Annotated in this window: 26 protein-coding genes; 10 read left to right on the top strand and 16 right to left on the bottom strand. The window is 72.1% G+C overall.

Annotated features, from left to right (window positions below):
* Positions 1-19: 19 nt before the first annotated feature.
* Positions 20-2,854: an aconitate hydratase gene (locus AC1DP1_RS11975; RefSeq protein WP_477507042.1), complete on the bottom strand. Its 2,835-nt coding sequence runs from the start codon at positions 2,852-2,854 to the stop codon at positions 20-22.
* 212 nt (positions 2,855-3,066) lie between these two features.
* On the opposite strand from AC1DP1_RS11975, the gene AC1DP1_RS11970 reads away from it, so the two are divergent.
* Positions 3,067-3,606: an AAA family ATPase gene (locus AC1DP1_RS11970; protein WP_477507041.1), complete on the top strand. Its 540-nt coding sequence runs from the start codon at positions 3,067-3,069 to the stop codon at positions 3,604-3,606.
* A gap of 9 nt (positions 3,607-3,615) precedes the next feature.
* Here AC1DP1_RS11970 and AC1DP1_RS11965 read toward each other — a convergent pair whose 3' ends face one another.
* The 4 genes from AC1DP1_RS11965 to AC1DP1_RS11950 are packed head-to-tail and all read right to left on the bottom strand — an operon-like array spanning position 3,616 to position 8,800.
* Complete coding sequence (locus AC1DP1_RS11965) at positions 3,616-3,972, bottom strand: hypothetical protein (protein ID WP_457192135.1); 357 nt, start codon at positions 3,970-3,972, stop codon at positions 3,616-3,618.
* Between the two features lie 18 nt (positions 3,973-3,990).
* Entirely contained in the window at positions 3,991-5,493 is a 1,503-nt protein-coding gene (locus tag AC1DP1_RS11960; RefSeq protein WP_477507040.1) for a hypothetical protein, read from the bottom strand.
* A gap of 20 nt (positions 5,494-5,513) precedes the next feature.
* Positions 5,514-6,758, bottom strand: coding sequence for a class I SAM-dependent RNA methyltransferase (locus AC1DP1_RS11955; RefSeq protein ID WP_477507039.1), 1,245 nt, complete (start codon positions 6,756-6,758; stop codon positions 5,514-5,516).
* Complete coding sequence (locus AC1DP1_RS11950) at positions 6,755-8,800, bottom strand: APC family permease (RefSeq protein WP_477507038.1); 2,046 nt, start codon at positions 8,798-8,800, stop codon at positions 6,755-6,757. Before AC1DP1_RS11950 ends, AC1DP1_RS11955 begins: the two co-directional genes overlap by 4 nt.
* A 55-nt stretch (positions 8,801-8,855) precedes the next feature.
* On the opposite strand from AC1DP1_RS11950, the gene AC1DP1_RS11945 reads away from it, so the two are divergent.
* Positions 8,856-9,518 carry a potassium channel family protein gene (locus AC1DP1_RS11945; protein WP_457192127.1) on the top strand — a complete coding sequence of 221 codons (663 nt, stop codon included), beginning with the start codon at positions 8,856-8,858 and terminating at the stop codon, positions 9,516-9,518.
* Between the two features lie 15 nt (positions 9,519-9,533).
* A complete protein-coding gene (locus tag AC1DP1_RS11940) occupies positions 9,534-10,205 on the top strand; it encodes a potassium channel family protein (RefSeq protein ID WP_477507037.1) in 672 nt (223 codons plus the stop codon).
* Between the two features lie 29 nt (positions 10,206-10,234).
* Here AC1DP1_RS11940 and AC1DP1_RS11935 read toward each other — a convergent pair whose 3' ends face one another.
* From AC1DP1_RS11935 to dut, 4 genes are read right to left on the bottom strand one after another with little or no spacing between them, the layout of a single operon-like run.
* Positions 10,235-11,002: a DUF3159 domain-containing protein gene (locus AC1DP1_RS11935; protein WP_477507036.1), complete on the bottom strand. Its 768-nt coding sequence runs from the start codon at positions 11,000-11,002 to the stop codon at positions 10,235-10,237.
* Positions 10,999-11,361: an OB-fold nucleic acid binding domain-containing protein gene (locus AC1DP1_RS11930; protein WP_477507035.1), complete on the bottom strand. Its 363-nt coding sequence runs from the start codon at positions 11,359-11,361 to the stop codon at positions 10,999-11,001. The genes AC1DP1_RS11935 and AC1DP1_RS11930 overlap by 4 nt, the downstream gene beginning before the upstream one ends.
* A 4-nt stretch (positions 11,362-11,365) precedes the next feature.
* Positions 11,366-11,992, bottom strand: coding sequence for a DUF3710 domain-containing protein (locus tag AC1DP1_RS11925; RefSeq protein WP_457192119.1), 627 nt, complete (start codon positions 11,990-11,992; stop codon positions 11,366-11,368).
* Positions 11,993-12,035: 43 nt separating this feature from the next.
* Complete coding sequence (dut, locus tag AC1DP1_RS11920) at positions 12,036-12,506, bottom strand: dUTP diphosphatase (protein ID WP_300053083.1); 471 nt, start codon at positions 12,504-12,506, stop codon at positions 12,036-12,038.
* 27 nt (positions 12,507-12,533) lie between these two features.
* On the opposite strand from dut, the gene AC1DP1_RS11915 reads away from it, so the two are divergent.
* Positions 12,534-12,992: a DUF3093 domain-containing protein gene (locus AC1DP1_RS11915; RefSeq protein WP_477507034.1), complete on the top strand. Its 459-nt coding sequence runs from the start codon at positions 12,534-12,536 to the stop codon at positions 12,990-12,992.
* Between the two features lie 10 nt (positions 12,993-13,002).
* Positions 13,003-13,332: a DUF4235 domain-containing protein gene (locus tag AC1DP1_RS11910; RefSeq protein WP_457192115.1), complete on the top strand. Its 330-nt coding sequence runs from the start codon at positions 13,003-13,005 to the stop codon at positions 13,330-13,332.
* A 393-nt stretch (positions 13,333-13,725) separates the two neighbouring features.
* Here the strand turns inward: AC1DP1_RS11910 and AC1DP1_RS11905 are convergent, their stop codons facing one another.
* The 3 genes from AC1DP1_RS11905 to AC1DP1_RS11895 form a co-directional block, all read right to left on the bottom strand.
* Positions 13,726-14,016 (bottom strand): DUF4193 domain-containing protein, encoded by a 291-nt coding sequence (locus AC1DP1_RS11905; protein ID WP_056600397.1) that lies wholly within the window; start codon positions 14,014-14,016, stop codon positions 13,726-13,728.
* A gap of 202 nt (positions 14,017-14,218) precedes the next feature.
* Positions 14,219-15,040, bottom strand: coding sequence for an inositol monophosphatase family protein (locus AC1DP1_RS11900; protein ID WP_477507033.1), 822 nt, complete (start codon positions 15,038-15,040; stop codon positions 14,219-14,221).
* Complete coding sequence (locus tag AC1DP1_RS11895; RefSeq protein ID WP_477507032.1) at positions 15,037-16,155, bottom strand: ferrochelatase; 1,119 nt, start codon at positions 16,153-16,155, stop codon at positions 15,037-15,039. Before AC1DP1_RS11895 ends, AC1DP1_RS11900 begins: the two co-directional genes overlap by 4 nt.
* A gap of 24 nt (positions 16,156-16,179) precedes the next feature.
* Between AC1DP1_RS11895 and AC1DP1_RS11890 the strand changes: the two genes are divergently transcribed.
* Together AC1DP1_RS11890 and AC1DP1_RS11885 are read left to right on the top strand one after the other, a co-directional pair.
* Complete coding sequence (locus AC1DP1_RS11890) at positions 16,180-17,373, top strand: MFS transporter (protein WP_477507031.1); 1,194 nt, start codon at positions 16,180-16,182, stop codon at positions 17,371-17,373.
* The gene (locus tag AC1DP1_RS11885; protein WP_477507030.1) at positions 17,370-18,692 is read left to right on the top strand and encodes a D-arabinono-1,4-lactone oxidase; all 1,323 of its coding nucleotides are present in this window, start codon (positions 17,370-17,372) and stop codon (positions 18,690-18,692) included. The genes AC1DP1_RS11890 and AC1DP1_RS11885 overlap by 4 nt, the downstream gene beginning before the upstream one ends.
* 7 nt (positions 18,693-18,699) lie before the next feature.
* On the opposite strand, the gene AC1DP1_RS11880 is transcribed toward AC1DP1_RS11885, so the two are convergent.
* Complete coding sequence (locus AC1DP1_RS11880; protein WP_457192103.1) at positions 18,700-19,335, bottom strand: trimeric intracellular cation channel family protein; 636 nt, start codon at positions 19,333-19,335, stop codon at positions 18,700-18,702.
* 136 nt (positions 19,336-19,471) lie between these two features.
* Between AC1DP1_RS11880 and sepH the strand changes: the two genes are divergently transcribed.
* Both sepH and AC1DP1_RS11870 read left to right on the top strand, forming a co-directional pair.
* Entirely contained in the window at positions 19,472-20,443 is a 972-nt protein-coding gene (gene sepH, locus AC1DP1_RS11875; protein ID WP_477507029.1) for a septation protein SepH, read from the top strand.
* Between the two features lie 3 nt (positions 20,444-20,446).
* Complete coding sequence (locus AC1DP1_RS11870) at positions 20,447-21,283, top strand: MOSC domain-containing protein (protein ID WP_477507028.1); 837 nt, start codon at positions 20,447-20,449, stop codon at positions 21,281-21,283.
* Here AC1DP1_RS11870 and AC1DP1_RS11865 read toward each other — a convergent pair whose 3' ends face one another.
* Complete coding sequence (locus AC1DP1_RS11865; protein ID WP_477507027.1) at positions 21,284-22,123, bottom strand: sulfurtransferase; 840 nt, start codon at positions 22,121-22,123, stop codon at positions 21,284-21,286.
* Positions 22,124-22,177: 54 nt separating this feature from the next.
* On the opposite strand from AC1DP1_RS11865, the gene AC1DP1_RS11860 reads away from it, so the two are divergent.
* The gene (locus tag AC1DP1_RS11860) at positions 22,178-22,831 is read left to right on the top strand and encodes a thymidine kinase (protein ID WP_477507026.1); all 654 of its coding nucleotides are present in this window, start codon (positions 22,178-22,180) and stop codon (positions 22,829-22,831) included.
* A 398-nt stretch (positions 22,832-23,229) separates the two neighbouring features.
* Here the strand turns inward: AC1DP1_RS11860 and AC1DP1_RS11855 are convergent, their stop codons facing one another.
* A complete protein-coding gene (locus AC1DP1_RS11855) occupies positions 23,230-24,366 on the bottom strand; it encodes an alkaline phosphatase family protein (RefSeq protein ID WP_477507025.1) in 1,137 nt (378 codons plus the stop codon).
* Between the two features lie 22 nt (positions 24,367-24,388).
* Positions 24,389-24,970, bottom strand: coding sequence for a DUF5998 family protein (locus tag AC1DP1_RS11850; protein ID WP_477507024.1), 582 nt, complete (start codon positions 24,968-24,970; stop codon positions 24,389-24,391).
* Between the last annotated feature and the right edge of the window lie 13 nt (positions 24,971-24,983).

Raw genomic sequence — 24,983 nt, 5'->3', positions numbered from 1 at the left:
CGACGGGCGCTGCGGTGCGTCAGCCCCTGAGCAGGTTGCGCAGGACGTACTGCATGATCCCGCCGTTGCGGTAGTAGTTGGCCTCGCCCGGGGTGTCGATGCGGACGGTGGCCTCGAACTCGCTGGCCTCGCCGTGCGCCTGGTCGGTGCCGGGAGCCGGCTCCACCTTGACCGTGACGGTCTTCGGCGTGGTGCCGTCGTTGAGCTCGGTGATGCCGCTGATCGAGATGATCTCGGCGCCGGTGAGGCCCAGGTCGTCGGCGGTCTTGCCGTCGGGGAACTGCAGCGGGATGACGCCCATGCCGATGAGGTTGGAGCGGTGGATCCGCTCGTAGGACTCGGCGATGACGGCCTTCACGCCCAGCAGCGCGGTGCCCTTGGCGGCCCAGTCGCGCGACGAGCCGGAGCCGTACTCCTTGCCGGCCAGGACGACCAGCGGGGTGCCGGACTCCTGGTAGCTCTGGCTGGCCTCGTAGACGCTGGTGACCTCTCCGTCCTTGGTGAAGTCCTTCGTCACGCCGCCCTCGGTGCCCGGCGCGATCTGGTTGCGCAGGCGGATGTTGGCGAACGTGCCGCGGATCATGACCTCGTGGTTGCCGCGGCGCGAGCCGTAGGAGTTGAAGTCGCGCTGCTCGACGCCGTGCTCGGCGAGGTAGGCGCCGGCGGGGCTGTCCTTCTTGATGGCTCCGGCCGGGCTGATGTGGTCGGTCGTGACCGAGTCACCCAGCTTGAGCAGGATGCGGGCGCCGACGATGTCGGTGACCGGCTCCGGCTCCTGCGGCATGCCGTCGAAGTAGGGAGGACGGCGGACGTAGGTCGACTCGGCGTCCCACTCGAAGGTGTTGCCCTCCGGGGTGGGCAGCGACTGCCAGCGCTCGTCGCCCTTGAAGACATCGGCGTAGGAGGAGGTGAACATGTCGGAGGTGATCGCCTGCGCAATCGTCTCCTCGACCTCCTGCGGGCTCGGCCAGATGTCCTTGAGGTAGACGTCGTTGCCGTCGGTGTCCTGCCCCAGCGGGTCGCCGAACAGGTCGACGTCCATCGAGCCGGCGAGGGCGTAGGCCACGACCAGCGGCGGGGACGCGAGGTAGTTCATCTTCACGTCGGGGTTGATCCGACCCTCGAAGTTGCGGTTGCCGGACAGCACCGAGACGACCGCGAGGTCCGCCTCGTTGACGGCGGCCGACACCTCGGGGATGAGCGGACCGGAGTTGCCGATGCAGGTGGTGCAGCCGTAGCCGACGAGGTTGAAGCCGAGCTTGTCGAGGTAGGGCGTGAGGCCCGAGCGCTCGTAGTAGTCGGAGACGACCTTGGAGCCCGGGGCGAGCGACGTCTTGACCCACGGCTTGCGGGACAGGCCCTTCTCGACCGCGTTCTTGGCCAGCAGCGCGGCACCGATCATCACGCTCGGGTTGGAGGTGTTGGTGCACGAGGTGATCGCAGCGATCACGACGGCGCCGTGGTCGATCTCGACCTCCTGGCCGTCGAGCGAGACCGTGGTCTTCTTCGTCGGACGACCGGCGTCGTGCGGGGCGTCGGCGTGCACGGGCTTGCCGTTGCCGCCCTCGTGGCTCGGGGAGTCGGAGGCCGGGAAGGACTCCTCGACCGCCTCGTCGTAGCCCGTGGCCTCGGCGGCGTCGTCCGGGTCGCTGTCACCCTCGTCGACGTAGTCCTTCAGCGCCGCGCGGAACGAGTCCTTGGCCACGGAGACCTCGACACGGTCCTGCGGGCGCTTCGGACCGGCGAGCGAGGGGACGACGGTCGAGACGTCGAGCTCGAGGCGCTCGCTGTAGCGCGGCTCGGCGCTCGGGTCGTGCCAGAGGCCCTGCTCCTTGGCGTACGCCTCGACGAGCGCGAGCTGCTCCTCGGAGCGGCCCGTCATGCGCAGGTAGTCGACGGTCTGGTCGTCGATCGGGAAGACGGCGATGGTCGAGCCGAACTCCGGGCTCATGTTGCCGATGGTGGCGCGGTTGGCGAGCGGCAACGCGGAGACGCCCTCGCCGTAGAACTCGACGAACTTGCCGACCACGCCGTGCTCGCGCAGCATCTCGGTGATGGTCAGCACCAGGTCGGTCGCGGTGGAGCCCTCGGGCAGCTCGCCGGACAGCTTGAAGCCCACGACGCGCGGGATCAACATGGACACCGGCTGGCCCAGCATCGCGGCCTCGGCCTCGATGCCGCCGACGCCCCAGCCGACCACGCCGATGCCGTTGACCATCGTGGTGTGGGAGTCGGTGCCGACACAGGTGTCGGGGTAGGCGACGCCGTCGCGCACCATGACCACGCGGGCGAGGTGCTCGATGTTGACCTGGTGGACGATGCCGGTGCCGGGCGGGACGACCTTGAAGTCGTCGAACGCGCCCTGACCCCAGCGCAGGAACTGGTAGCGCTCGCGGTTGCGCTCGTACTCGATCTCGACGTTGCGCTCGAATGCCTGTGGCGTGCCGAAGACGTCGGCGATCACGGAGTGGTCGATGACCATCTCGGCGGGCGCGAGCGGGTTGATCTTCGTGGCGTCGCCGCCGAGCTCGGCCATGGCCTCGCGCATGGTGGCGAGGTCGACGACGCAGGGGACGCCGGTGAAGTCCTGCATGATCACGCGGGCGGGCGTGAACTGGATCTCCTGGTCGGGCGCGGCGCTCGCGTCCCAGCCGGCGATCGCCTTGATGTGGTCGGCGGTGATGTCCGCGCCGTCCTCGGTGCGGAGCAGGTTCTCCAGCAGCACCTTCAGCGAGAAGGGCAGGCTCTCGACGTCGAGGCCCTCGCCCTCGACCGCGTCGAGTCGGTAGATCTCGTAGGACTGTCCGTCCACGTCCAAGGTGCCCTTGGCACCGAAGCTGTCCTGACTGGCCATCAGCCACATCTCCTCGGGAGTTCGCGGGTTCGCTTCCATCTTGCCGTCGCACCCTGAGGTGCGGGAAGGCAGGCGACCCTTAGTTCCGGCGTCAACTTGTCTCGACGTCAAGATACACGATGTCGAGGGGTGGACCAACCGTACGTCGCCGCGTGTCCGTGCGTCCTCACCCGTCTGGACCCGTCCGGACCCGTCCGCCGTAGGCTCCGGCGGTGCCCACGCTCCTCCACCTCAACGGACCTTCGGGCGTCGGCAAGTCGACCCTCGCCCGCGCGTACGCCGCCCGCCACCCCGGCACGCTCGTGTGCGACATCGACGAGCTGCGGTCCTGGGTGTCGGGGTGGGAGGACGACTTCGTCGGCACCGGCGAGGCGGTGCGGGCCTCCGCCCTGGCCCTCCTGACCGCCTACCTCGGCACCGGACGCGACGTCGTCCTGCCCCAGCTGATCGTCACCCCCGCCCAGGCCGAGCGCTTCGAGGCCGCCGCCGCGGCGGCAGGGGCGTCGTACGTCGCCGTGGTGCTCGACGTCGGGCCGGAGACGCTGCTCTCCCGGCTCCATGGCCGCCCCAGGACCCCGGTCAACGACGTCGTCGCGCGCATCATCGAGGAGCGCGGCGGCGACGACCTGGTGCTGGAGGGGCGGTGCCAGCTGCTCGACCCGGCCCCGCAGCTCGGGTGGACCGTGGTCGACGCGACCGAGCAAGACGCGACGCTCGACGGGCTGTCGGACCTCGTGGCTGCCCGCCGCTGACGCAGCCCGTCAGTCGATCCCCGCCATCTGGTCGAGCCGTTGCAGCAGGTCGTGCGCGGCCAGCTCCACGGCCTTGTGCCGCCACTCGGATGCTCGGTAGACGCAGGCGATCAGGGCGGACCGGTGGACGCGCCGGAGGTCGCCGTAGACGAACGCGTGGCGGGCCTTGGTCCCGTCGTTGGCGCCCTCGGTGAGGCCGAGGTGCCAGGCCCCGTAGTCGTCCCACGAGTGGCGCTCGAGGTAGGCGTTCTCGTCCTCCGCCCGCGGCTGCACCTGGCCCCAGTCGCTGTCGAGGACGTACTGCCGGCCGTCGATGAGCTTGCGCGCGTGAGCGACCGCCGCCGGGTTCACGTCGTACGTGGCCATGTCGTCACCCTGCCACGATCAGAAGCCCAGCACCTTCCCGAGTGCTGAGAAGAAGGCGTCGAACACCTTGGCGACCGGGTTGCTGGGACCCCCGGCGCTGGCCTTCTGCCAGAAGAGCGGGTGCGAACCGGTGAACTCGTCGTCCACCAAGGGGGTCCGACCCCACAGGTAGGGCCAGAACACCTCGGTCCGGTTGACGCCCACCAGGAGCCGGGAGTCGAAGCCCATCACGAGGTGCTGCTCCATCCGGGTGGTCCCGCCCTGGGGGCTCGTCGCCACGACGTCGCCGCTGCCCTGGACGATCAGGCTGCCGGTGCCGGAGAACAGGATGTAGCGCACCTGCCACGTCGCGAACGACTGGATGCCCCAGCGCCATCGCGTCTCGAGCTCCGGCGTCCCGATCACGCCCACGACGTGCCTCGGGCGCATGACCAGGCCGGGGTGGTCGGAGAAGTCGATGCGCATCAGGTAGGAGTCCGGGTCGTCCGGCGTGGAGAGCGTCGCCGTGGTGACGCGCTCGTCGCCCGTGACGCGACTCAGGCCGAAGAGTCCGGCGGCATAGCTGATGAACGGCGACGACCAGTCGTAGAGCAGGTGGCTGCGGATGCGGCCCTGCACCGGACGCACGTGCTCCGAGCGTGCGGAGAGGACCTCGCCGGGTCCGAGGTCGACCGTCAAGGTCCGCTCGGCGGGCGAGGTGCGGAGGACACCCGCCGGTGCGTCCGACCCGCCCGCCAGGTGGATCGGCCGGTGCGCGCGGTGGACCACCGGCATGAGCAGGAAGTAGCCGAGGGTCTTGATGGTGGCGGGCATGACGAGCACGAGCAGGGCGAGCACGGCCAGCCACCGCCACGACCGGGCCCACTGGTCGACGACCCACCCGACACCCGATCCCTGGGCCTCCTCCAGGCTGCGCTCCTCCGCCTGCTTCTGGTCGACCTGCGACTCCGTGATCGCGATCTCCCGCTCCGTGACGGACTGGCCACCGCCCTCGCCGAGACGGTCGAGCTTCTCCTGGGGCGTCAGGTCGGGATCACGCAGCAACGCCGCACTGTCCTCGGCTCGGGCGAGGCTCGACTCCAGCGTGTCCAGCGCCTCCTGCGCCGTCTCAGCGGCACGCTCCTTGAGGTCGCACGTGTTGGGGACGAGTGGCAGGTCCTCGACCAGCTCGCGGAGGCGACTGCACTCGTCACGCTCCTCGAGCTTCTCCTCGACCTCGGACCGCTGGTCCGACACCTGGTCGTCCAGCTCGTCGATCTCGGCGTCGACGGTGCCCATCAGCGACGCGACCTCCTCGCGCTGCGCCTCGGCGAGCTCGTCCGTGAGCCGTTCGAGGTGCCCCTCGAGCGTCTCTCGTTCGGCAGCCACCTGCTGCAGCCGCTCGCGGTCGGTCACGGCCTCCTTGATCGCGGGGACCGCTGCCTGGACGAGCAGGAAGCCGAGGAACAGGGACAGGACGACCGCGAGCAGCGTGCCCGTCTTCCTCAGGACGAAGCCGAGGACTGCCGAGACGAGACGCACCGCGCGATCCTAGTTCCGCGTCACCGCGAGCCGGGGCCGACTCTCTCCAGCAGCGCCACGCACTCGACGTGGTGGGTCATCGGGAAGAGGTCGAAGGCCCGGACGGCGGTGAGCTGGTAGCCGTGCTCGGCGAAGATCGCGACGTCGCGGCCGAGCGCGGCGGGGTCGCAGGCGACGTACGCCACCGCGCGAGGCCGGCGGTCGACGACCTGCTCGACGACGACGCGCTTGGCGCCCTCGCGGGGCGGGTCGAGCACGACGAGGTCGAACGGCTCGTCGAGGCCCGAGCGCAGCACCCGGTCGGTCGGGCCGCACTCGACGGCCGCCGGCTTCAACGCCGCCAGGTTGGCCCGGGCGTGCTGGCACGCGGTGCGGTCGGCCTCCACCGCCACCACCCGGGCGCCGGTGGCCTCGCCGACGAACCGGGCGAACAGCCCGACGCCGGCGTAGAGGTCGAGCGCGCGCTCGCCCGGCTGCGGGTCGAGCAGGTCGAGCACCGTCCCGACCAGGACGTGGGGCGCCTCGGGGTGCACCTGCCAGAAGCCGTCGGAGGCGACGGAGAACGGGTGGGTGCGGCTGCCGATGGTGACGTCGTGTGAGGCGGGGTCTCGTGACGGCCGCTCTCCGCCCTCCTCGACCACCTCTCCGCTGTCGGCGCTGGTGGCGTCGGCGGGGCGCGCGCCCTCGGCGGCGATCAGGCAGTCGTCGACGGCGATGAGCTCGTGCGAGCGGTGGGCCCGCATGGCCGGACGCCCGTCCGGCAGGACGGCGTACCGCTGGCGCGTGCGCCACCGCAGGCCGTCGTCGTCACGGCCCGTGACGGGCACGGCTTCGACGTGCAGCCCGGTCACGAGGTCCGACTCCGCGTCGAGGCGGCCGAGCCGCACGAGCTGCTCGCGCACCACGGCCGTCTTGAGGTCGCGCTGCGCGGGGAGCGCGACGTGCTGGAAGTCGCAGCCCCCGCAGAGACCGGGGCCGGCGTAGGGGCACGGAGGCTCGACACGGTCGGCGGAGGGTACGTCGACGCGGACGGCGTCACCGCGCCAGAACCGGTCGCCGTCGGTGCCCTCGGTGATCTCGACGACGATCTGCTCGCCCGGCAGGGCGTGTCGCACGAACACGACGCGGGACTCCGGCTCGGGGAGCCGGGCGACGCAGTGCCCGCCGTGGGCGACGGGGCCTACCTCGACCTCGAACCGCTCCCCCACCCGCGAGCGACCGCGGGCCCGACGGGGACGGTTGTGGCGGCGCGCCGGAGGGCTCATACGTCGTCGATCTGTCGGTTGGTGCGCGAGTGGACGCGGCCGCGGCGCAGGTCGCCGGCGTGCACGCGGACCTCGTCGCGGCGACGCTCCTCGGCGACCTGGGAGGACCGGAGCTGGTAGGGCACGGAGATGACCATGACACCCGGGGTGAAGAGCAGGCGTCCCTTGAGCCGGAGCGCGGTCTGGTTGTGGAGCAGCTGCTCCCACCAGCGCCCGACGACGTACTCCGGGATGTAGACCGCCACGACGCCGCGCGGGCTGGCCCGCCGGATCTCCTGGGTGTACTCCACGATCGGACGCACGACCTCGCGGTAGGGCGAGTGCAGGACCTTGAGCGGGATGTCGAGGTTCCGGTCGTCCCACTCCTCCAGCAGCCGGCTGGTGGCCTTGGCGTCGATGCTGACGTAGATCGCCTCGAGGACGTTGGGCCGGGTGGCGCGGGCGAAGGCCAACGCCCGCAGGGTCGGCTTGTGCAGCTTGGAGGCCAGCACGATCGCGTGGACCCGGGTCGGCATGACCTTGTCCTGCTCGTCCGCCGCGAGCTCGAGCTCGACGCGCGCGTAGTGGCGCCCGATGGCCTGCATGAGCACGAAGAAGAAACCCATCGCCAGGATCGTGATCCACGCCCCGGCGAGGAACTTGGTGATGAGCACGATCACCAGGACGACGGCGGTCAACCCGAGGCCGAAGGTGTTGATGGCCCGCGACCGCATCATCCGACGGCGCACCGCCGGGTCGTGCTCGGTGCGCAGGTGTCTGGTCCAGTGGCGGATCATGCCGAGCTGGCTGAGGTTGAAGGAGACGAAGACGCCGACGATGTAGAGCTGGATGAGCTTGGTCGTCTCGGCGTCGAAGATCCAGATCAGCAGGATCGACATGGCCGCGAGGAAGACGATGCCGTTGCTGTAGGCGAGACGGTCGCCGCGGGAGCCGAGCGAGCGGGGAGCCAGCCCGTCCTGGGCGAGGATCGACCCGAGCACCGGGAAGCCGTTGAAGGCCGTGTTGGCGGCCAGCACGAGGATGATCCCGGTGACGGTGAGCACGAAGTAGAAGCCCGGCGGGAAGTGGTCGAAGACCCCCGCGGCGATCTGGGCGATCACCGGGTGCTGCTCGTAGCCGTCGGGCAGGGCGTCGCCGGACGCCGTCCGCAGGCGGTCCAGCTCGTGCGGGTCGACGAATCGGATCGCCATCTGGTTGGCCAGCACGATGACGCTGAGCATCATCGAGATCGCGATCAGGCCGAGCAGCAGCAGGGTGCTCGCCGCGTTGCGGCTCTTGGGCTTGCGGAAGGCGGGTACGCCGTTGCTGATGGCCTCGACGCCGGTGAGGGCCGCACAACCCGACGAGAACGCACGGGCGAGCAGGAACATCAACCCGATCTGGGTGAGGGGCTCCTCCCACCCGGGCTGGGGGACGATGAGGAGGTGGGCGCTCTCCGCCTCGGGGAGGTCGCCGGCCAGCAGGCGCATCACGCCGTAGGCGCACATGCCGAGGATGGCGAACATGAACAGGTAGGTCGGCACGGCGAAGAACGCCCCGGACTCCCGCACGCCGCGCAGGTTCATCGCCGTCAGGAGGACGACCGCGACGACCGCGACCGTCGCCTCGTGGCCGATGAGCCCGTTGACGGCCCCGGCGGCGTACTGCGCTGCCGACGAGATCGACACCGCGACCGTGAGCACGTAGTCGACGAGCAGCGCGCTCGCGACCGTCACCCCGGCGTTGCGGCCGAGGTTGACCGTGGCCACCTCGTAGTCGCCGCCGCCCGAGGGGTAGGCGTGCACGGTCTGGCGGTAGCTCGCGACGACCGTGAGCATCACCAGGGCCACCGCGAGGCCGATCTTCCACGACCAGACGTAGGTCGACGCGCCGGCGACGGCGAGCATGATGAAGATCTCGTCGGGCGCGTACGCCACCGAGGACAGCGCGTCGCTGGCGAACACCGGCAGGGCGATCCGCTTGGGGAGCAGCGTCTCCCCCAGCTGGCTGCTGCGGAGCTTGCGACCCAGCAGGATCCGCTTGGACACGTCGCCGACACTCACGGGCGCGAGCCTAGACCCGCAGCTACAGATATCCCCGCTGGGATACGGTTCTGGCGTGCACGTCGTGATCATGGGTTGTGGCCGCGTCGGTTCGACGCTTGCCCGTAGCCTCGAGGACCGCAACCACACCGTGTCCGTCATCGACAGCGAGCCTGATGCGTTCCGGCGCCTCGGCCCGGAGTTCAACGGCGACAAGATCACGGGCTACGGCTTCGACCAGCAGGTGCTGGAGAAGGCCGGCATCCGCCGCGCCGACGCCTTCGCCGCGGTCTCCAGTGGTGACAACTCCAACATCATCGCGGCGCGCGTCGCGCGGGAGACCTTCGGTCTCCAGCAGGTCGTCGCCCGCATCTACGACCCCGGTCGCGCCGAGGTCTACCAGCGCCTCGGCATCACCACCGTCGCGACGGTCAAGTGGACGGCCGACCAGGTGCTGCGCCGGATCCTGCCCGCCGGCGCCGAGCCCGACTTCCGCGACCCGTCCGGCACCATCCGGGTCGACCACATCCCCGTCCCCGAGGTCTGGGTCGGCAACCGCACGGTCGAGTTCCAGATGCAGTCGCGCAGCCGGATCGCGTGGATCGACCGCCTCGGCGAGGGCATGCTGCCCACCCGGGAGACGGTGCTCCAGGAGGGCGACATGCTGCACATCGTGATCCGCGAGGAGAACGCCGCCCACGCCTACGCCGTGCTCGAGTCCGGCCCCGAAGACGACTGAAGGAACACCTGAGACATGCGCGTCGCCATCGCCGGAGCCGGAGCCGTGGGTCGATCGATCGCCCGCGAGCTGATCGAGAACGGTCACCAGATCCTGCTCATCGACAAGAGCCCCTCCGCGATCCGCCCCGAGCGGGTCCCGAACGCTGAGTGGCTGCTCGCCGACTCGTGCGAGCTGTCCTCCCTGGCCGAGGCCCAGCTGGGCAAGTGCGACGTGGTCATCGCCGCGACCGGCGACGACAAGGCCAACCTCGTCACCTCGCTGCTGGCGAAGACCGAGTTCGGCGTCCCGCGCACCGTCGGGCGGGTCAACCACCCCAACAACGAGTGGCTCTTCACCGAGGCCTGGGGCGTGGACGTCAACGTCTCCACCCCGCGCATCATGTCCGCGCTCGTGGAGGAGGCCGTCTCGATCGGCGACCTCGTGCGGCTGTTCACGTTCCGGCAGGGCAACGCCAACCTGGTCGAGCTGACCCTCTCGGCCGACTCGCCCTACGTCGGTACGCCAGCCGGTCTGGTGCCGTTCCCCGACAACTGCGCGCTGGTGACGATCCTGCGCGACGGGCAGGTCTACACCCCCGAGGCCGAGCAGCCGCTGGAGTCGGGCGACGAACTGCTGTTCGTCGTACCGGCCGAGGTGGAAGCCGAGCTCGAGCACCTGCTCTCCCCCGGCCACCACCCGGGCTGAGCCCCGACCGTCGTCGGTCAGGCCGTCGGTCAGGCGGGCGCGGCGTCCGGCTCGACGGGGGTGCGGTTGCGCGAGAGCAGCCAGATCATCGACGCGAGCGCCGCGAGCTGGAGCGGCCAGCCGAGGGCGATCTTGAGCACGCCGAGGGCGGCCACCGCGGTGTCGGGGTCCATCGAGCCCGAGTTGCCGGCCAGCCAGATCGGCGCCTGCACGGCCACGCGCAGCAGGCACGGTGCGACGAGAAGCCAGGTGAGCCGGCTGCACAGCTTCACGATCTGCTTGTCCTTGTGCCATGCGGTCGGGTCGCCGGTGATGCTGCCGACCATGAAGCCGACCAGCGGCCAGCCGATCAGGCACGTGAACGCCAGCACGACGGCGTACCCGCCGTTGTAGAGCAGCCCGGGCAGGAAGTAGGCGAGCGCCTGCTCCTGCTCGGAGCCACCGGCCTGGGCGGCGCGGTGGACGAAGTACCACCCGATCCCGATGCCGAAGAGCGCGTTGAGGACGAACTGGACCGTCGAGCGCTGCACGAGCCGGACGACCAGCAGCACGAGCGCCGCGCCGATGCTGACCGACAGCGCGAGGTTGAGGTTGCTCATCGTCAGCCAGGTGACGGTGAACAGGATGGTCGGCACGGCCGCCTCGGCCATGCCGCGTCGCCCGCCGAGCGCCTTGGCGAGCTGGCCGCGCACGACGGCCTCGACCGTGTCGGTGGAGGGGGCGCCCCCGAGCTGCTCGCCGGGCCTGCTGGTGGGATGGCTGGTGGGCTGGCCCGAGGGCTGGCTGGGCTCGGTCACGGGCGCAGCTCGTAACGCGGGTTGAACATGATCGGTACGTCGCTCTGGCGTCCGATGCAGCCGGCGACGGTCACCGACCGTCCGGGGTCGACGCCGGTGATGCGCCGGCGCCCGAGCCACACCACGGTGATGACGCCGGAGCCGTCGTCGAGCTCGGCCTCGAGGGCCGGTACGCCGCCCCGGGGGCGCAGCGTGACCGTGCGCAGCACGCCGTTGACGACGACGTGCTCGCGCTCGGGAGCGTCGGCGATGGCGAGGGCCTCGTCGGTCGCGTGCGACTGGCGCAGGTCGCGCTGGTGGGCCTCGGAGCTGTCCGCCCAGCGGGAGAGCGCCTGGCGCAACCGGCTCTTCTCGGCCATGGGGTCACCTGACCCGGCGGGCGTCGTCCGGCAGCGTGACCGGCAGCGGCTCGCCCACTGGCATCGCCTGGTCACCGCGTCGTACGACGATCTGGGCGAGCGCGTCCTCCCAGTCGGAGGTGGAGTCGGGGTCGACGGCCGGCTTGCCGAGGAAGGAGGCGCGCAGCATCCACCGCTCGCCGTTGACGCCGATGACGCGCGAGGGCTGGGTCGCGGTCGTCCCGTCGGGGCGCTGCACCGGCATCTGGCAGACCAGCTCGGTGCCCCAGCGGCCCTCGCGCTCGGTGGCCTGGCCGCCGCGCCGCTCCATGTCGGCAGCGATCTGCGGGCGGACCTCGGACCACAGGTCACCGTTGCGGGGGGCCGCGAAGGCCTGGAACTCGCAGGCGCCGTCGGAACCGGCCAGCATGACCGCCCGGACCTGGCCGCTCTGCTCGTCGACCTGCAGCCGGAGCTCGCGGTCGGCGATCGGGGGCACGAGGACCGAGCCGAGGTCGGCCCGGTCGATGCCGTCGCCCTCGACCTGGGACACGTCGAACGGGCCGGTGCCGGCAGCCGGGCCGCTGGTGGCGTCCTCTGCGGAGCCGTCCGCGGTCGTCGGGGTCGTGTCTGCCTTGCGGCGGAACTTCACGTCAGCACTCCTTCGATCAGCGCTCCTGCGAACGCGTTCCGGCTCAAGGACGCGAACCGGTACCTGTAGAACCGTAGCCCCCGGCGCCCCGGACCGACTCGGGCAGCACCCCCACCTCGACGAACCGCGCCCGCTCGAACCGCTGGACCACGAGCTGGGCGATCCGGTCGCCGCGGCTGAGGGTCACCGCCTCGACGGGGTCGTGGTTGATGAGCAGCACCTTGATCTCGCCGCGGTAGCCCGCGTCGACCGTGCCCGGGGTGTTGACGATCGACAGGCCGTGGCGCGCCGCGAGGCCCGACCGCGGGTGCACCAGGGCGACGTAGCCGTCCGGCAGCGCGATCCCGATGCCGGTGGGCACGAGGGCGCGCTCGCCCGGCGCGAGGTGGACGTCGACGGTCGTGTGCAGGTCGGCGCCCGCGTCGCCCGGGTGCGCGTACGACGGCAGCGGCAGGTCCGGGTCGAGGCGGACGACGGCGATGTCCAGGTCAGGGGTCGGGTCGTGGTCGGGCACGAGGAGGGAATCTATAGGCTCTGCGCCGTGGACTACGCCGAACGCCTCACCGTTCCGCTGCGCTGGTGGGTGCAGGGCACGATGTTCGTGGCGTCCCTGTGGCTGGCCGTCCTCGCTGCCACTCCCGAGGTCGTCGCCTGGTCCGTGACCGCCGTCGCGATGGCCGTCCTGGTCGCCCTGCTCGTGGGCTACGGGCGTCCCCGGGTGTCCGTGGACGACTCGACCTTCCGGGCCGGTCGGGCGCACATCCCGCTGCACCTGGTGGGTCGTGTGACGGCCCTCGACGCGGACGGCGTACGACGCCAGGCAGGCGTCGAGGCCGACGCCCGGGCGTACCTCCTGCTGCGCCCCTACCTCAAGCGCGGCGTTCGGGTGGACATCGCCGACCCGGCCGACCCGACGCCGTACTGGCTGGTCAGCTCCCGCCGGCCGGACGCGCTCGTCTCAGCCCTGGAGGCGGGGCGGACCGAGCGAACTGCTGGGTAGGGTGAGTTTCATGGCCTCTTCATCCACGGACAGCTCCAAGCTCTACTCCGCGTTCTCCCTCGTTGCTGCCCTCGGCGCGGCAGCCCTGGCCAAGAAGGGCCTCAACACCTCCTGGCGGGCAGCCACCGGCAAGAACCCGCCCGAGAACCCTGCCGACCCCGACGTCAGCATCGGCGAGGCCGTCATGTGGGCCGCCATCAGCGGCACCCTGATCGGGGTGGCGCGCATGCTCGCCAGCCGTCGCGCCGCTCACTACTACGCCAAGTCGACCGGCCACCTCCCCCCGCAGCTGGAGAAGGACGGCCAGGACGCCTCGAAGGCCCCCGCGGGCCAGGCCTGACCCCGGGCCGACCGGGCTCCAGCCGGAGATGCCTCGAGGCACGTCCGCCCGAGGCTCCGAACCGTGCCCTTCCCGTCGTAGCGCGCCGGCGATTGTGGCGCGCTGTCCCGCCCCTGGGCGCCGAAGGCGACAGCCTCGAATCCCCTGAGCCCGCTCCAGCCGTCCACTGGCCCGCCGTCGACTGGCCAGTGAGTCTCTGGGCGACTCAACCCCGCGCGGGCTCCCCCGGTCCGGCGACTGGCCAGTGAGTCTCTGACCGCCTCACGGGCGAGTGTCGGGGGAGGCTGTGTGCACGAGGTCGGGCCCCGGGTCGGGGCGCCGCACACGACGAAGCGCCCGCCCCTCACAGGGAGGAACGGGCGCGGTCGCGTTCGGAGAGTCGGGGTGCCAGGCTCAGATGCAGTCGCGGCAGATGAGCTTCTTCTCATCGGCCAGCTGCGACCGGTGGTGAACCAGGAAGCAGCTCATGCAGGTGAACTCGTCGTCCTGTCGAGGCATGACCTCGACAGCAAGCTCCTCGTGCGAGAGGTCGGCACCCGGGAGCTCAAAGGACTCAGCGGCCTCGGTCTCGTCCTCGTCGACCTTGCCGGAGTTCTTGTCGTGACGTCGGGCCTTGAGCTCCTCGATGCTCTCCTCGCTCTGGTCCTCCTCGGACTTGCGTGGTGCGTCGTAGTCGGTGGCCATCGGTTACCTCTCCCCATGCTGTGGGACCCGTTCCGCCGGATCGCGGCGGTACGTCCCGTTTGTGCGCGTCGTCGGCGCCAGATTGTGCACCATGAACCGGTTCCGTGGTGAGCCGGTCCGCAACGTGTCGCCTGAACAGTGGGTGACGTCTCTGTATTCCCTCGCCGGCAGGCGGCCGCACCCTACCCCCACGGGCGGGCGGTCAGGCGAGGAAGCCGGCCGCGGCGAGCGCTGCGACGAATTCGTCCCACCCGTCTGCCGGGGCGCCCACCACCACGTTGCGGGTCGGGTGCGAACCCAGCGTGAAGGTGCCCTCGAGGAGCTCGAAGCGGCCGCCGGCCTCGCTCAGCACGAGGCCGCCCGCGGACCAGTCCCACGCCTGCGGACCGGCCTCGACGTAGCCGTCGCCGCTCCCGTCCGCCACATGGCACAGGTCGAGGGCGCAGGAGCCCATCCGGCGGATGTCGCGGACCTCGGGCAGCAGCGCTGCGATGCAGCCGGCCTGGTGCTCGCGCACCTCGCGCTGGTAGCCGAAGCCCGTGAGCACCAGCCGCTCGGCCAGGGGCGGCGACGGCCGGACGGAGATCGGAAGGCCGTCACGCGTTGCGCCGTGCCCGAGCGCCGCGGCGTACTCCACACCCGTCGGGATCGTGACCACGGCGCCCGCGACCACCCGGCCGTCGACCTCCGCCGCCACCGACACTGCACAGTCCGGCAGGCCGTAGAGGTAGTTGACGGTCCCGTCGATCGGGTCGAGGACCCACCGCACGCCCGAGGTGCCGGGGCGGTCGTCGCCCTCCTCCCCCAGGATGGCGTCGTCGGGACGCTGCGCGACGATGCGCGAGCGCAGCAGCTCCTCGACCGCCCGGTCCGCCTCGGTGACCACGTCGACGGCACTCGTCTTGGTGTCGGCGACGTCGATCCCGCCGCGACGCATCTCACGCGCCAGGCCCGCGCCCTCGTGGGCGAGAGCGCGCGCGAGCTCGCGTAGGTCCTCCGGCGCGTCGGAGGGGGCGACCGTCACGAGTCGAGCCCGCAGAGCGCCGGGCGCGGACCACGCGGGTTGGGGCAGCAACCCGCCCCGCAGACGTCTGGACCAGCCGGCATCGAACCGACCGCCGGGCGCACCGGCGCCTCGCCACGCTCCGCAGCGGCGCGCTCCAGCACCAGGTCGCGGATCATCTCCACGAAGCGCCTGTCCGTCCCCGACGTCGCGGCACGCACCGCGCGCATGCCGAGCCGCTCGGCGGTGGCCATCGCCTCGGTGTCGAGGTCGTAGATGACCTCCATGTGGTCGGACACGAAGCCGATCGGCACCATCACCACCTGGCTCACGCCGTCGCTGGCGAGCTCCTCGAGATGGTCGTTGACGTCGGGCTCGAGCCACGGCGTCGAGGGTGCCCCCGAGCGGGAGCAGTAGACGAGGTCGTGCCGGTGGGCCCGCCCCGTGGCTGCGCGCACCCGGCCCGCCACCTCGTCGACGGCGCTGCGGTGCTGCTTGACGTAGGCCTTGCGCGGCTGCGCCTCGGACTCCGGCGGCGCGCCGCTGGTCTCGGCCATGGCGGTCGGGATCGAGTGGGTCACGAAGACCAGGTGGGCCGCCTCGCCGTTGGTGGGCAGCTCGGCGAGCGCGGCGAGGCACGCGTCGACGACGGGCTCCAGGAAGCCGGGGTGGTTGTAGTACTGCCGCAGCTTGTCGAGGCGCGGCGCGCCCTCGGTCTGCTCGACCGCGTCCCACAGGTTCTCGCGGTACTGCCGGCACGACGACCACGAGGAGTACGCCGACGTGGCGAAGACCGCGGCCCGCTGGACGCCGTCGGCGGTCATCTGCGCGAGCGTGTCGGCGAGGTACGGGTCCCAGTTGCGGTTGCCGAAGTAGACCGGCAGGTCGATGCCCTGGTCGGCGAGGTCCTTCTCCAGCGCCGCGATCAACGCGCGGTTCTGGTCGTTGATCGGACTCCGCCCGCCGAACAGGAAGTAGTGCTCCCCCACCTGCTCGAGGCGTTCGCGCGGGATCCCCCGGCCGCGGGTCACGTTCTCCAGGAACGGCACCACGTCCTCGGGCTTCTCAGGACCCCCGAAGGAGAGGACCAGGAGGGCGTCGTACGGCTTCACGTCGGGGTGACCCGCAGGATTCATGCAGCCAGAGTAGAGCGGCCTACCATGCCGCTCGTGCTCGACTCCTACCGCCGGGTGCTGGCACGACCGGGAGCGTTCGCCTTCAGCAGCGCCGCCCTCGTCGCCCGGCTGCCGATCTCCATGGTCGGGCTCGGCATCGTGCTGCTCGTCGAGGAGCGAACCGGCTCCTACGGGTTGGCCGGGACGGTCTCCGCAGTGTTCGTGCTGGCCGAGGCGGCCTTCGCGGTGCTGCACGGCCGCTGGGTCGACCACTACGGCCAGTCGCGCGTCCTCCCGCTGGCCATCTCGGTGTTCGGGGTGGGCCTCGCGCTGATGATGCTCGCCGTCGAGCAGGACTGGCCGCGGGCCTGGACCTACGTCTTCGCGGCCGTCGCCGGCGCGGCGCTCCCCCAGGTCGGCGCCAGCGTCCGCACCCGCTGGTCCCACCTCCTCGACGACCCGGCCGAGAAGCAGACGGCCTTCGCCCTCGAGGCGGTGCTCGACGAGGTCGTCTTCGTGGTCGGCCCCGTGCTGGTCACCCTGCTGGCGACCAGCTGGCACCCGGTCGCGGGCCTGACCGCCGCGCTGGTCAGCGGCGTTGTCGGCACCTTCGTGTTCGCGGCGCAGCGACGCACCGAACCGCCCGCCGGACGCAGCGCCCCCGCCGCGGTCCGGCCGGCGATGCCCTGGCGGCTCGTCCTCACGCTGGCCCTGGTCTGCCTGACCCTCGGCGCCCTCTTCGGGGCCGCCGAGGTCACCACGGTCGCGTTCGCCGAGGAGCAGGGCCAGCGGTGGGTCGCCGGGTGGCTGCTCGCGGCCTGGTCCCTCGGCAGCCTCGTCGCCGGGCTGGTGACCGGCGCGATCGCCTGGCGCAGCGGCCCCGACGTCCGGTTGCGGTGGGGCTCCGCTGCGATGGCGCTGGCCATGGCGCCGCTGATGCTCGTCGACTCCGTCCCGCTGATGGCCGTCGTGCTGCTCGTCGGCGGCCTCGCGATCGCGCCCACCATGATCGCCGCGATGACGATGGTCGAGCAGGGCGTCCCGGCCGGCCGCCTCACCGAGGGCATGGCGATCCTCCACACCGGCATCGTCGCCGGCGTCGCCCCGGGCGCGAGCGTCGCCGGGCTCGTCGTCGACCACAGCGGTGCGTCCGTGGCGTACGCGGTGGCGCTGGTCGGCGGGTTGCTCGGTGCGCTTGCCGCGCAGGCGGCCCGTCCGGCGCCTAGTCTGCGCACATGAGCTCCGCTGTCCACGGTCACCTCTGGCGCAACTGGTCCGGCCTCGAGGAGGCGGTCCCACGCCACGTCGAGACCCCCGGGTCCGTCGAGTCGGTCGTGGAGGCCGTGCGCCGTGCCCGCGAGGGCGGCACCACGGTCAAGATGACCGGCACCGGGCACAGCTTCACCGCGATCGCCGCGCCCGAGCACACGCTGCTGCGCCCGGAGGCGCTCACCGGGATCCTCGCCGTCGACCGCGACGCGATGACGGTGACCGCCCGCGCCGGCACGCCGCTCAAGGACCTGAACCTCGCCCTCGAGCGCCTCGGCCTGTCGCTGCACAACATGGGTGACATCGCCGAGCAGACCCTGGCGGGCGCCACCTCCACCGGCACGCACGGCACCGGCGGCGTCGCGGCCGGCCTGGCCGCGCAGCTCGCCGGCCTCGAGCTGGTCACCGGCACCGGCGAGGTGCAGCGCGTCTCCGCCACGGAGAACCCCGACGTCTTCGACCTCGCTCGGGTCGGCCTCGGCGCGCTGGGCATCCTGACCAGCCTGACCTTCCACGTCGAGCCGCTCTTCGTCGTCGAGGCCCACGAGCAGCCGATGACGTGGGACGAGGGGCTGGCGTCGTACGACGAGATGGAGGCGGACTCGCACCATCTCGACCTGTACTGGTTCCCCCACACCGACCGCCTCATGGTCAAGCAGAACGTCCGCACCGACCTCGAGCCCGGCGAGCAGCAGCCCCCGTCGCGTGTCGCGGCGTGGTGGGAGGACGAGCTCGTGTCCAACTCGGTCTTCGGCGCCCTGTGCCGGGTGGGGTCCCGCGCCCCGGCCCTGGTCCCGCGGATCAACCGGGTCGCCGGGCGCGCGCTGTCCGAGCGCCGCTACAGCGACCTCGCCCACCGCGTGTTCGTGACGCCGCGACGGGTGCGGTTCCGGGAGATGGAGTACGCCGTCCCGCGCGAGGTGGGGCTCGACGTGCTGCGCGAGTGCCGCCGGGTGATCGATGCCAGCGACTGGCGGATCGCCTTCCCCGTCGAGGTGCGCACCGCCCGGGCCGACGACGTCGCTCTGTCGACCGCCCACGGCCGCGACAGCCTCTACCTCGCCTTCCACGTGCCGGCCGACACCGACCACACGGCCTACTTCGGAGGGCTCGAGCCGGTCCTGCGCGCTGCCGGTGGGCGTCCCCACTGGGGCAAGGTCCACACCCGCACCGCCGCGGACCTGGCCCCGGTCTACGACCGGTTCGACGACTTCCTCGCGCTGCGCGACCGCCTCGACCCCGACCGCGTCTTTGCCAACGCCTACCTGCGCCGCGTCCTGGGCGACTGAGGACCGCTCAGACGTTGGCGGGGCCCCGGGGAAGGGGCGCGCTCCAGCCGCGCACGAGCGCCATGAGCCGCCAGACCAGGCAAGTGGAGAACCCGGCCGCCGCCACCACCATGACCGGCAGGTCGGTCCGGTCGAGGAGCACGGCGACGACGGCGCCGGACAGGGCGGGCGTGGCGTAGAGGTTGCCCTCGAAGACCACCGGGACGTGACCGGCGAGCACGTCGCGCATCATCCCGCCACCGATGGCGGTGACCATCCCCATCAGCGCGGCAGGCACCGGCCCGAGCCCGTACTCGACCGCCTTGAGGGCCCCCGTGACGCAGAAGAGCGCGAGGCCGACGGCGTCGAAGACCGTGACCAGACGCTCGAGCCGCCCGATGGCCGGGTGGAAGGCAAAGGTCAGCAGGCCGGCCGCGACGGGGACCAGGAGGTAGCGCCAGTCGGTCAGCGCCGCCGGCGGGGTGGCGTCGATGAGCACGTCGCGGATGAAGCCACCACCGAGCCCGGTCACGCCGGCCAGGACGAGCGCGGCGAAGATGTCCAGGTTCTTCCGGACAGCGACGAGAGCCCCGGTCACCGCGAAGACGAAGATGCCCACCAGGTCGAGCGTGACCAGCGTGGTGGCGAACTCGATCTCGGGCACACCGGAAGCCTAGGGCGCGCCGCGGGTGCAACCGTTCCCGGGCATGCCGCTGGCGTAGGCTCGAGCGACACGGTTGCCACACGCACCGACGACCGCCCGATGACCCCGACCACAGCCAGGCAGGAGCCCGCCGTCCATGGCCAAGCTGACGTTCACCGGACGCAGCAAGGACGGCAAGCGCCTGCTGCTGGTGGACGAGTCGGGCCAGGAGCACACCCTGGCGGTCGATGCCCGGCTCCGTCGCGTCTTTGCCGGCGCGCCCGACAGCAACGGCCAGTTGGAGATCCCGATGGAATCAAGCCTCCGCCCCCGCGACATCCAGATGCGCATCCGAGCCGGTGAGTCACCCGAGGCGGTGGCGCACGCAGCCGGGACGTCGGTGGAGAAGATCATGGCGTTCGCCGCGCCCGTGATGGCCGAGCGCGCCCACGTCGCCGACCGGGCCCAGCTCTCGTCCGTACGACGCCGCGCGTCCGAGTCCGGCGCACGCACCCTCGGCGAGGCCGTCGCCGCCCAGCTGCGGGCGCACAACGTCGACCCGGGCAGTGTCGAGTGGGACGCCTGGCGCCGCGAGGACGGCCGGTGGACGCTCACCGCGCTGTACGACGTCGCGGGCCGTGTCGGCACCGCCACCTTCTCCCACGACCCGCGCGGCAGCTTCGTGACCGTCGACGACGAGGACGCCCGCTGGCTGGTCRGCGACGCCACCCCGGATGCTCCACGGGACGCTGCCGACGCCACGCCCGCCTCCGACGACCTCGCCGCCGCGCGGCAGCGCCGGCTCACGGCGGTCGACGAGGACGTCCCGCTGGGCGACGACGCGATCGAGATGGTCACCGGCGAGGAGCCCTCCGCGTCACCGGAGGAGACGACGATGGAGCTCTCCGACACCGGACTCGGTGCCGAGCAGCCCGTGGAGGCCTACCTCGACGAGGACCGGGGCGACCAGGACCGCACTGAGGACCGGCACGAGCGGGCGCCCGAGCCCGAGCGCGAGGCGGCCGCCGAGGCCCCGGCCGAGCCGAAGCCGAAGCCCGCCAAGAAGCGCGGCCGCGCCTCGGTGCCGAGCTGGGACGAGATCATGTTCGGTGGGGGCAAGGGCGACTGACGCTTGAGACTCGTCCAGCTCAACGTCCATCCGCTCAAGTCCGGCGCCATCCGTCCGATCACCTCCACCACCGTCCTGCCGCGCGGCCTGGCCGACGACCGGACGTGGATGCTCGTCGACGGCGACGGTTGTCTCGTCTCCGCCCGCGAGGTCCACGGCCTCTTCCACGTCGTGGCCGACACGCCGGCGACGGACCCCTCGGTGGCGGCCGCGCTGCGGCTGCGCTCCCCCGGCCACCCCGACCTGCTCGTCGACGTCCCGCAGACCGCGCCGGTCGACGTGCGCCTGTTCTCCCTGCACCTCCGGGCCCGCCCGGCCGGCTCGGAGGCCGACGCGTGGCTGCGTTCGGTCCTGGGTCGCGACGACCTGAGCCTCGTCTGGTGCCACGCACCGGAGCAGCGCACGCTCCAGCCGGGGTTCTCGCAGCCCGGCGACCACGCCGCCTTCCCTGACTCGTTCCCCGTGACGATCGCGTCCCTCGCGTCGATGCGACAGCTCAACGACTGGATGCTCGAGCGTGCGATCGAGGTCGGCGAGGAGCCGCCCGAGCCGTTGCCGATCGAGCGCTTCCGGGCCAACCTCGTCGTCGACGGCGACGAGCCGTTCGCCGAGGACCGCTGGACCCGGGTCGTCGTGGGCGACGTCCCCTTCCGGATCGGCAAGCCCGTCGGCCGGTGCGTGATGGCGACCCTCGACCCGGTCACGCTGACGACGGCCAAGGAGCCGACGCGCACGCTGGCCCGGCACCGGCGGGTCGACGGCAAGGTGTTCTTCGCCGTGCACCTGGTCCCGGAGACGAGCGGCCGGATCAGCGTCGGCGACGTGGTGCGGGCGGACTGATCACCCGGTGGCGACGGGCCGCGCGGGGTCGGTGATCCAGCCGCTCCAGCTGCCCGGGTAGAGCGCCGCGCTGATGCCGGCGACCTCCATCGCGAGCAGGTCGTGGGCGGCGGTCACCCCCGAGCCGCAGTAGGCAGCCACCGAGGACGCCGTGTCGGCGCCCACCCCGGCGTACACCTCCCGGAGCCGCTCCGGCGGGAGGAAGCGGCCGCGCTCGTCGAGGTTGGCGGTCGTCGGCACGTTGACGGCGCCCGGGATGTGGCCGGCGACGGGGTCGACGGGCTCGGTGTCGCCGCGGAACCGCTCGGGCGCCCTCGCGTCGATGAGCACGTCGACGTGCGGCACCTCGTCCGGCCCGACGGCAGCGGCGTGCGGGGTGTCGGAGACGGTGAAGTCGCCCGGCTCGACGTCCACCGGTCCGGCCTCGACCGGGTGCCCGTCCTCCCGCCACGCGGTCCAGCCGCCGTCGAGGACGCGGACGTCGCGGTGGCCGTGGTGCCGCAGCAGCCACCACGCGCGGGCGGCCGCCCGCCCCTGCCAGTCGTCGTACACCACCACGGGCCGGTCGCCGCGCACACCGGCGCGCCGCATGGCCCCCTCGAACCGTGCCGGGTCGGGCAGCGGGTGCCTGCCGCCCGCGCCCGGCGGGTCGGCGAGCTCCTCGTCGAGGTCGACGTACGCCGCTCCGGGGACGTGGCCCGCCTCGTGCTGCTCGCGGCCGGGCGGGCCGCCCTGGAGGTAGCGCACGTCCAGCACCGTGACCCGGCCGAGGTCGCGAGCGAGCTCGTCGGGGCTGGTCAGGGGGCCGCGCGAGAGGTCACGGGGAAAGTCCTCGTCCATGCGCGGCACGGTAGCCGCCGCACCGGGCCGAGGCTGTGACAGGATTCCCGCGACATGGCTGAACTGCACTTCTTCACGGGCACGATGGACTCCGGCAAGTCGACGCTGGCGCTCCAGACCAACCACAACCACGCCGCCCGCGGGCGCGTCGGCCGGATCTTCACCACGCACGACCGGTCCGGGCAGGCGGTGCTGTCCAGCCGGCTGGGGCTGACCCACGATGCGCTGGAGGTCGACGCCGGCTTCGACTTCTGGGCCTACGTCGTCGACACCCTGACCCGGGGTGGTCGGATCGACTACCTCATCTGCGACGAGGCCCAGTTCTACGCCGCCGAGCAGATCGACCAGCTCGCCAAGGTCGTCGACGAGCTGCAGATCGACGTCTTCGCGTTCGGCATCCTGACCGACTTCCGCACGCAGCTCTTCCCCGGCAGCGCCCGGCTCGTCGAGCTCGCCGACCGGATGAACGTGCTCCAGGTGGAGGCGCTGTGCTGGTGCGGCAAGCGCGCCACCCACAACGCGCGCACCGAGAACGGCGCGATGGTCGTCGAGGGCGAGGTCATCGTGGTCGGCGACGTCGACCAGGTCGACGAGCCACCCGCGGACGTCGCCTACGAGGTCCTCTGCCGCCAGCACCACCGCCGCCGCCTCACGGCCGCGCGTGCCAAGGCGGTCAGCCTGGCGCCCGAGCCGCTCCCCTTCGGCTGACCTGGGCCGGCGCGCCCGCACCCTACGATCGTGGGATCGACGAGGACGCGGCGCTCGCCGCAGGACGTACGGCCGGACTCGCGACGCTGGTGATCGGCTCCGCGCTGCTGGTGGTACCCCGCCAGGTGGGTCCGCTGGGCGGGATGACCGACGCGCGGACCGCGCGGGCCGCCAGGGTCCTGTACGACGCCGGCCGCTGAACCCGGCCCCGGCCCGTGACTCTCCACGAGACTCACAGCAGGGGTCGGCGTGTCGGACGACCAGAAGTCCGCACGGCACGCGCGGACGCCGCTGACGGGAGCGGCTGGAACGAGGTTGGGGTCGTCCGACGCGCCGCAGGAGCCGCGTGAGTCTCCGGGAGACTCACGGGCGAGCGGGCGAGCGGGCGAGCGGGCGACTCAGCCGACCAGGATCGGGATCAGCATCTCGGCCGGGGTGAGCGAGCCGTGGAGCCCGACCAGGGTGTCCTCGTAGGCGAAGTCGCGGGTGGACATCACCGCGGTGTCGTCGTGGCAGGCGACCATCACGTCGCCCAGGCGTGGCAGCACGCCCGGCGACACCGCGCCGAACCACCCGCGCCCGATCGCCTCCTCGCGCGTCAGCACGGTGGCCCGGTCCCACAGCACCTCGCGCCAGGTGGCGACGACGTCGGGCACGGCGCCGGCGGCGCAGTAGAGGTGGCGGAACCTGGCCTCTCCGCCGAGGAGCGTGACGCCGTCGCGCATCCCGTCGACCTCGTCGACGTCGACCCGGGACTCACGGGGGCTGTCGACCATGCCGTGGTCGGCGACCACCAGCAGCCGGGTCGAGGCAGGCAGCGCCTCGCGCAGCTGCTCGGCCTCGGCGTCGACCATCGCGAGCTGCTGGAGCCACTGGGTGGAGGCGACGCCGAACTTGTGACCGGTCCAGTCGAGGTCGGAGTCGTAGACGTAGGTCAGCGACGGCTGGTCGGCCGAGGCGGCGACGGTCGCGGCGATGCGCTCGCCCACGCGGTCCGCACCGACGTACGTCGCTCCGCGCTGCGACGCGACGGTCAGCCCGGACCCGTCGAAGTCCCGCTTGTTGACCGAGGTGACGTGGACGCCGGCGTGCGCCAGCCGCCCGAGAGCAGTCGGGTGCGGCTGCCACTCGACGGGGTCGACGCCCTTGTCCCACCAGAGGTGGTTGAGCAGCCGGTCGGTTCCCGGGATCCGGGCGGTGAAGCCGACGAGCCCGTGCGCCCCGGGCACCAGCCCGGTGCCGAGCGAGGTGAGCGAGGTGGCCGTGGTCGACGGCACGCCGGCGGTGCCGGTCGCCGCCCCGTCGAGGAGGGAGGAGAGGTAGGGCGCGGAGTGGGCGTAGCGGGTGAGCAGCTTCGCGCCCATCCCGTCGATGAGGAAGACGACGTACGACGGCGCGGGCGGGAGCTCGATCCCGACCGGGTGCCCGTCGAGGGCGACGCCGAGGGCGCGCGCGACCGACGGCACGACGTCGGCGAGCGAACGGTCGCCGTAGGCCGGCGGGGTGAAGCCCGCCGGCTCCGGGGCGGCGGTCACCGCCGGGGGCTCATCCGGGTGGTCATCCGCGGGTGCGCACGGACAACGCCTCCGCGAAGGCGAGCAGGCCGGCCACGGCGTCTGCTCCCTCGGCGGCGGCCGACACCCGCAGCGTGTAGTCGTCCCCGGCCAGGGTGCCGGTGTAGCCGTGGTCGGCGTCGCAGTTCGGGTCCGAGCACGCGGCCGGCTCGAGGTCGAGCCGTCCCACGCCGCCCCAGCCGATGGTCAGGACCGCCTCGGCGGGCGGAGCGACGCCCTTGGTCGGGTTGGCCACCATGCGCGTCACCACCACGGTCCGGATGGACGTGAGGGTGACCGCCTCGGTGGTCGTCGAGGTGTAGGGCTCGGGCAGCAGGTCGTCGCCGGGGTGCTCGTCGGTGTGCGCGATCACCAGCCGGGTGGGCGTCAGGAGCAGCGCGGTCAGGTGACGGCGTACCTCCTCGTGGTCGAACGTCGTCTCGTGGTGGACGAAGTAGGACACGACCTCCTCGCCGCCAGCCGCCGAGAAGACGCCGTCGGCGACGACCTCGGGGTAGTAGCCGGTGCGTTGGATCGCCTTGCGGAGGTCGTGGGAGACGTCCGCGTCACGGGTGGAGCGGGGCATGGTGACAAGTCTG

The organism is Nocardioides sp. P4_G10, assembly GCF_056401175.1.
Note: the sequence above shows the minus strand (reverse complement) of the source record. Positions and strands in the feature narration are given on the sequence as shown.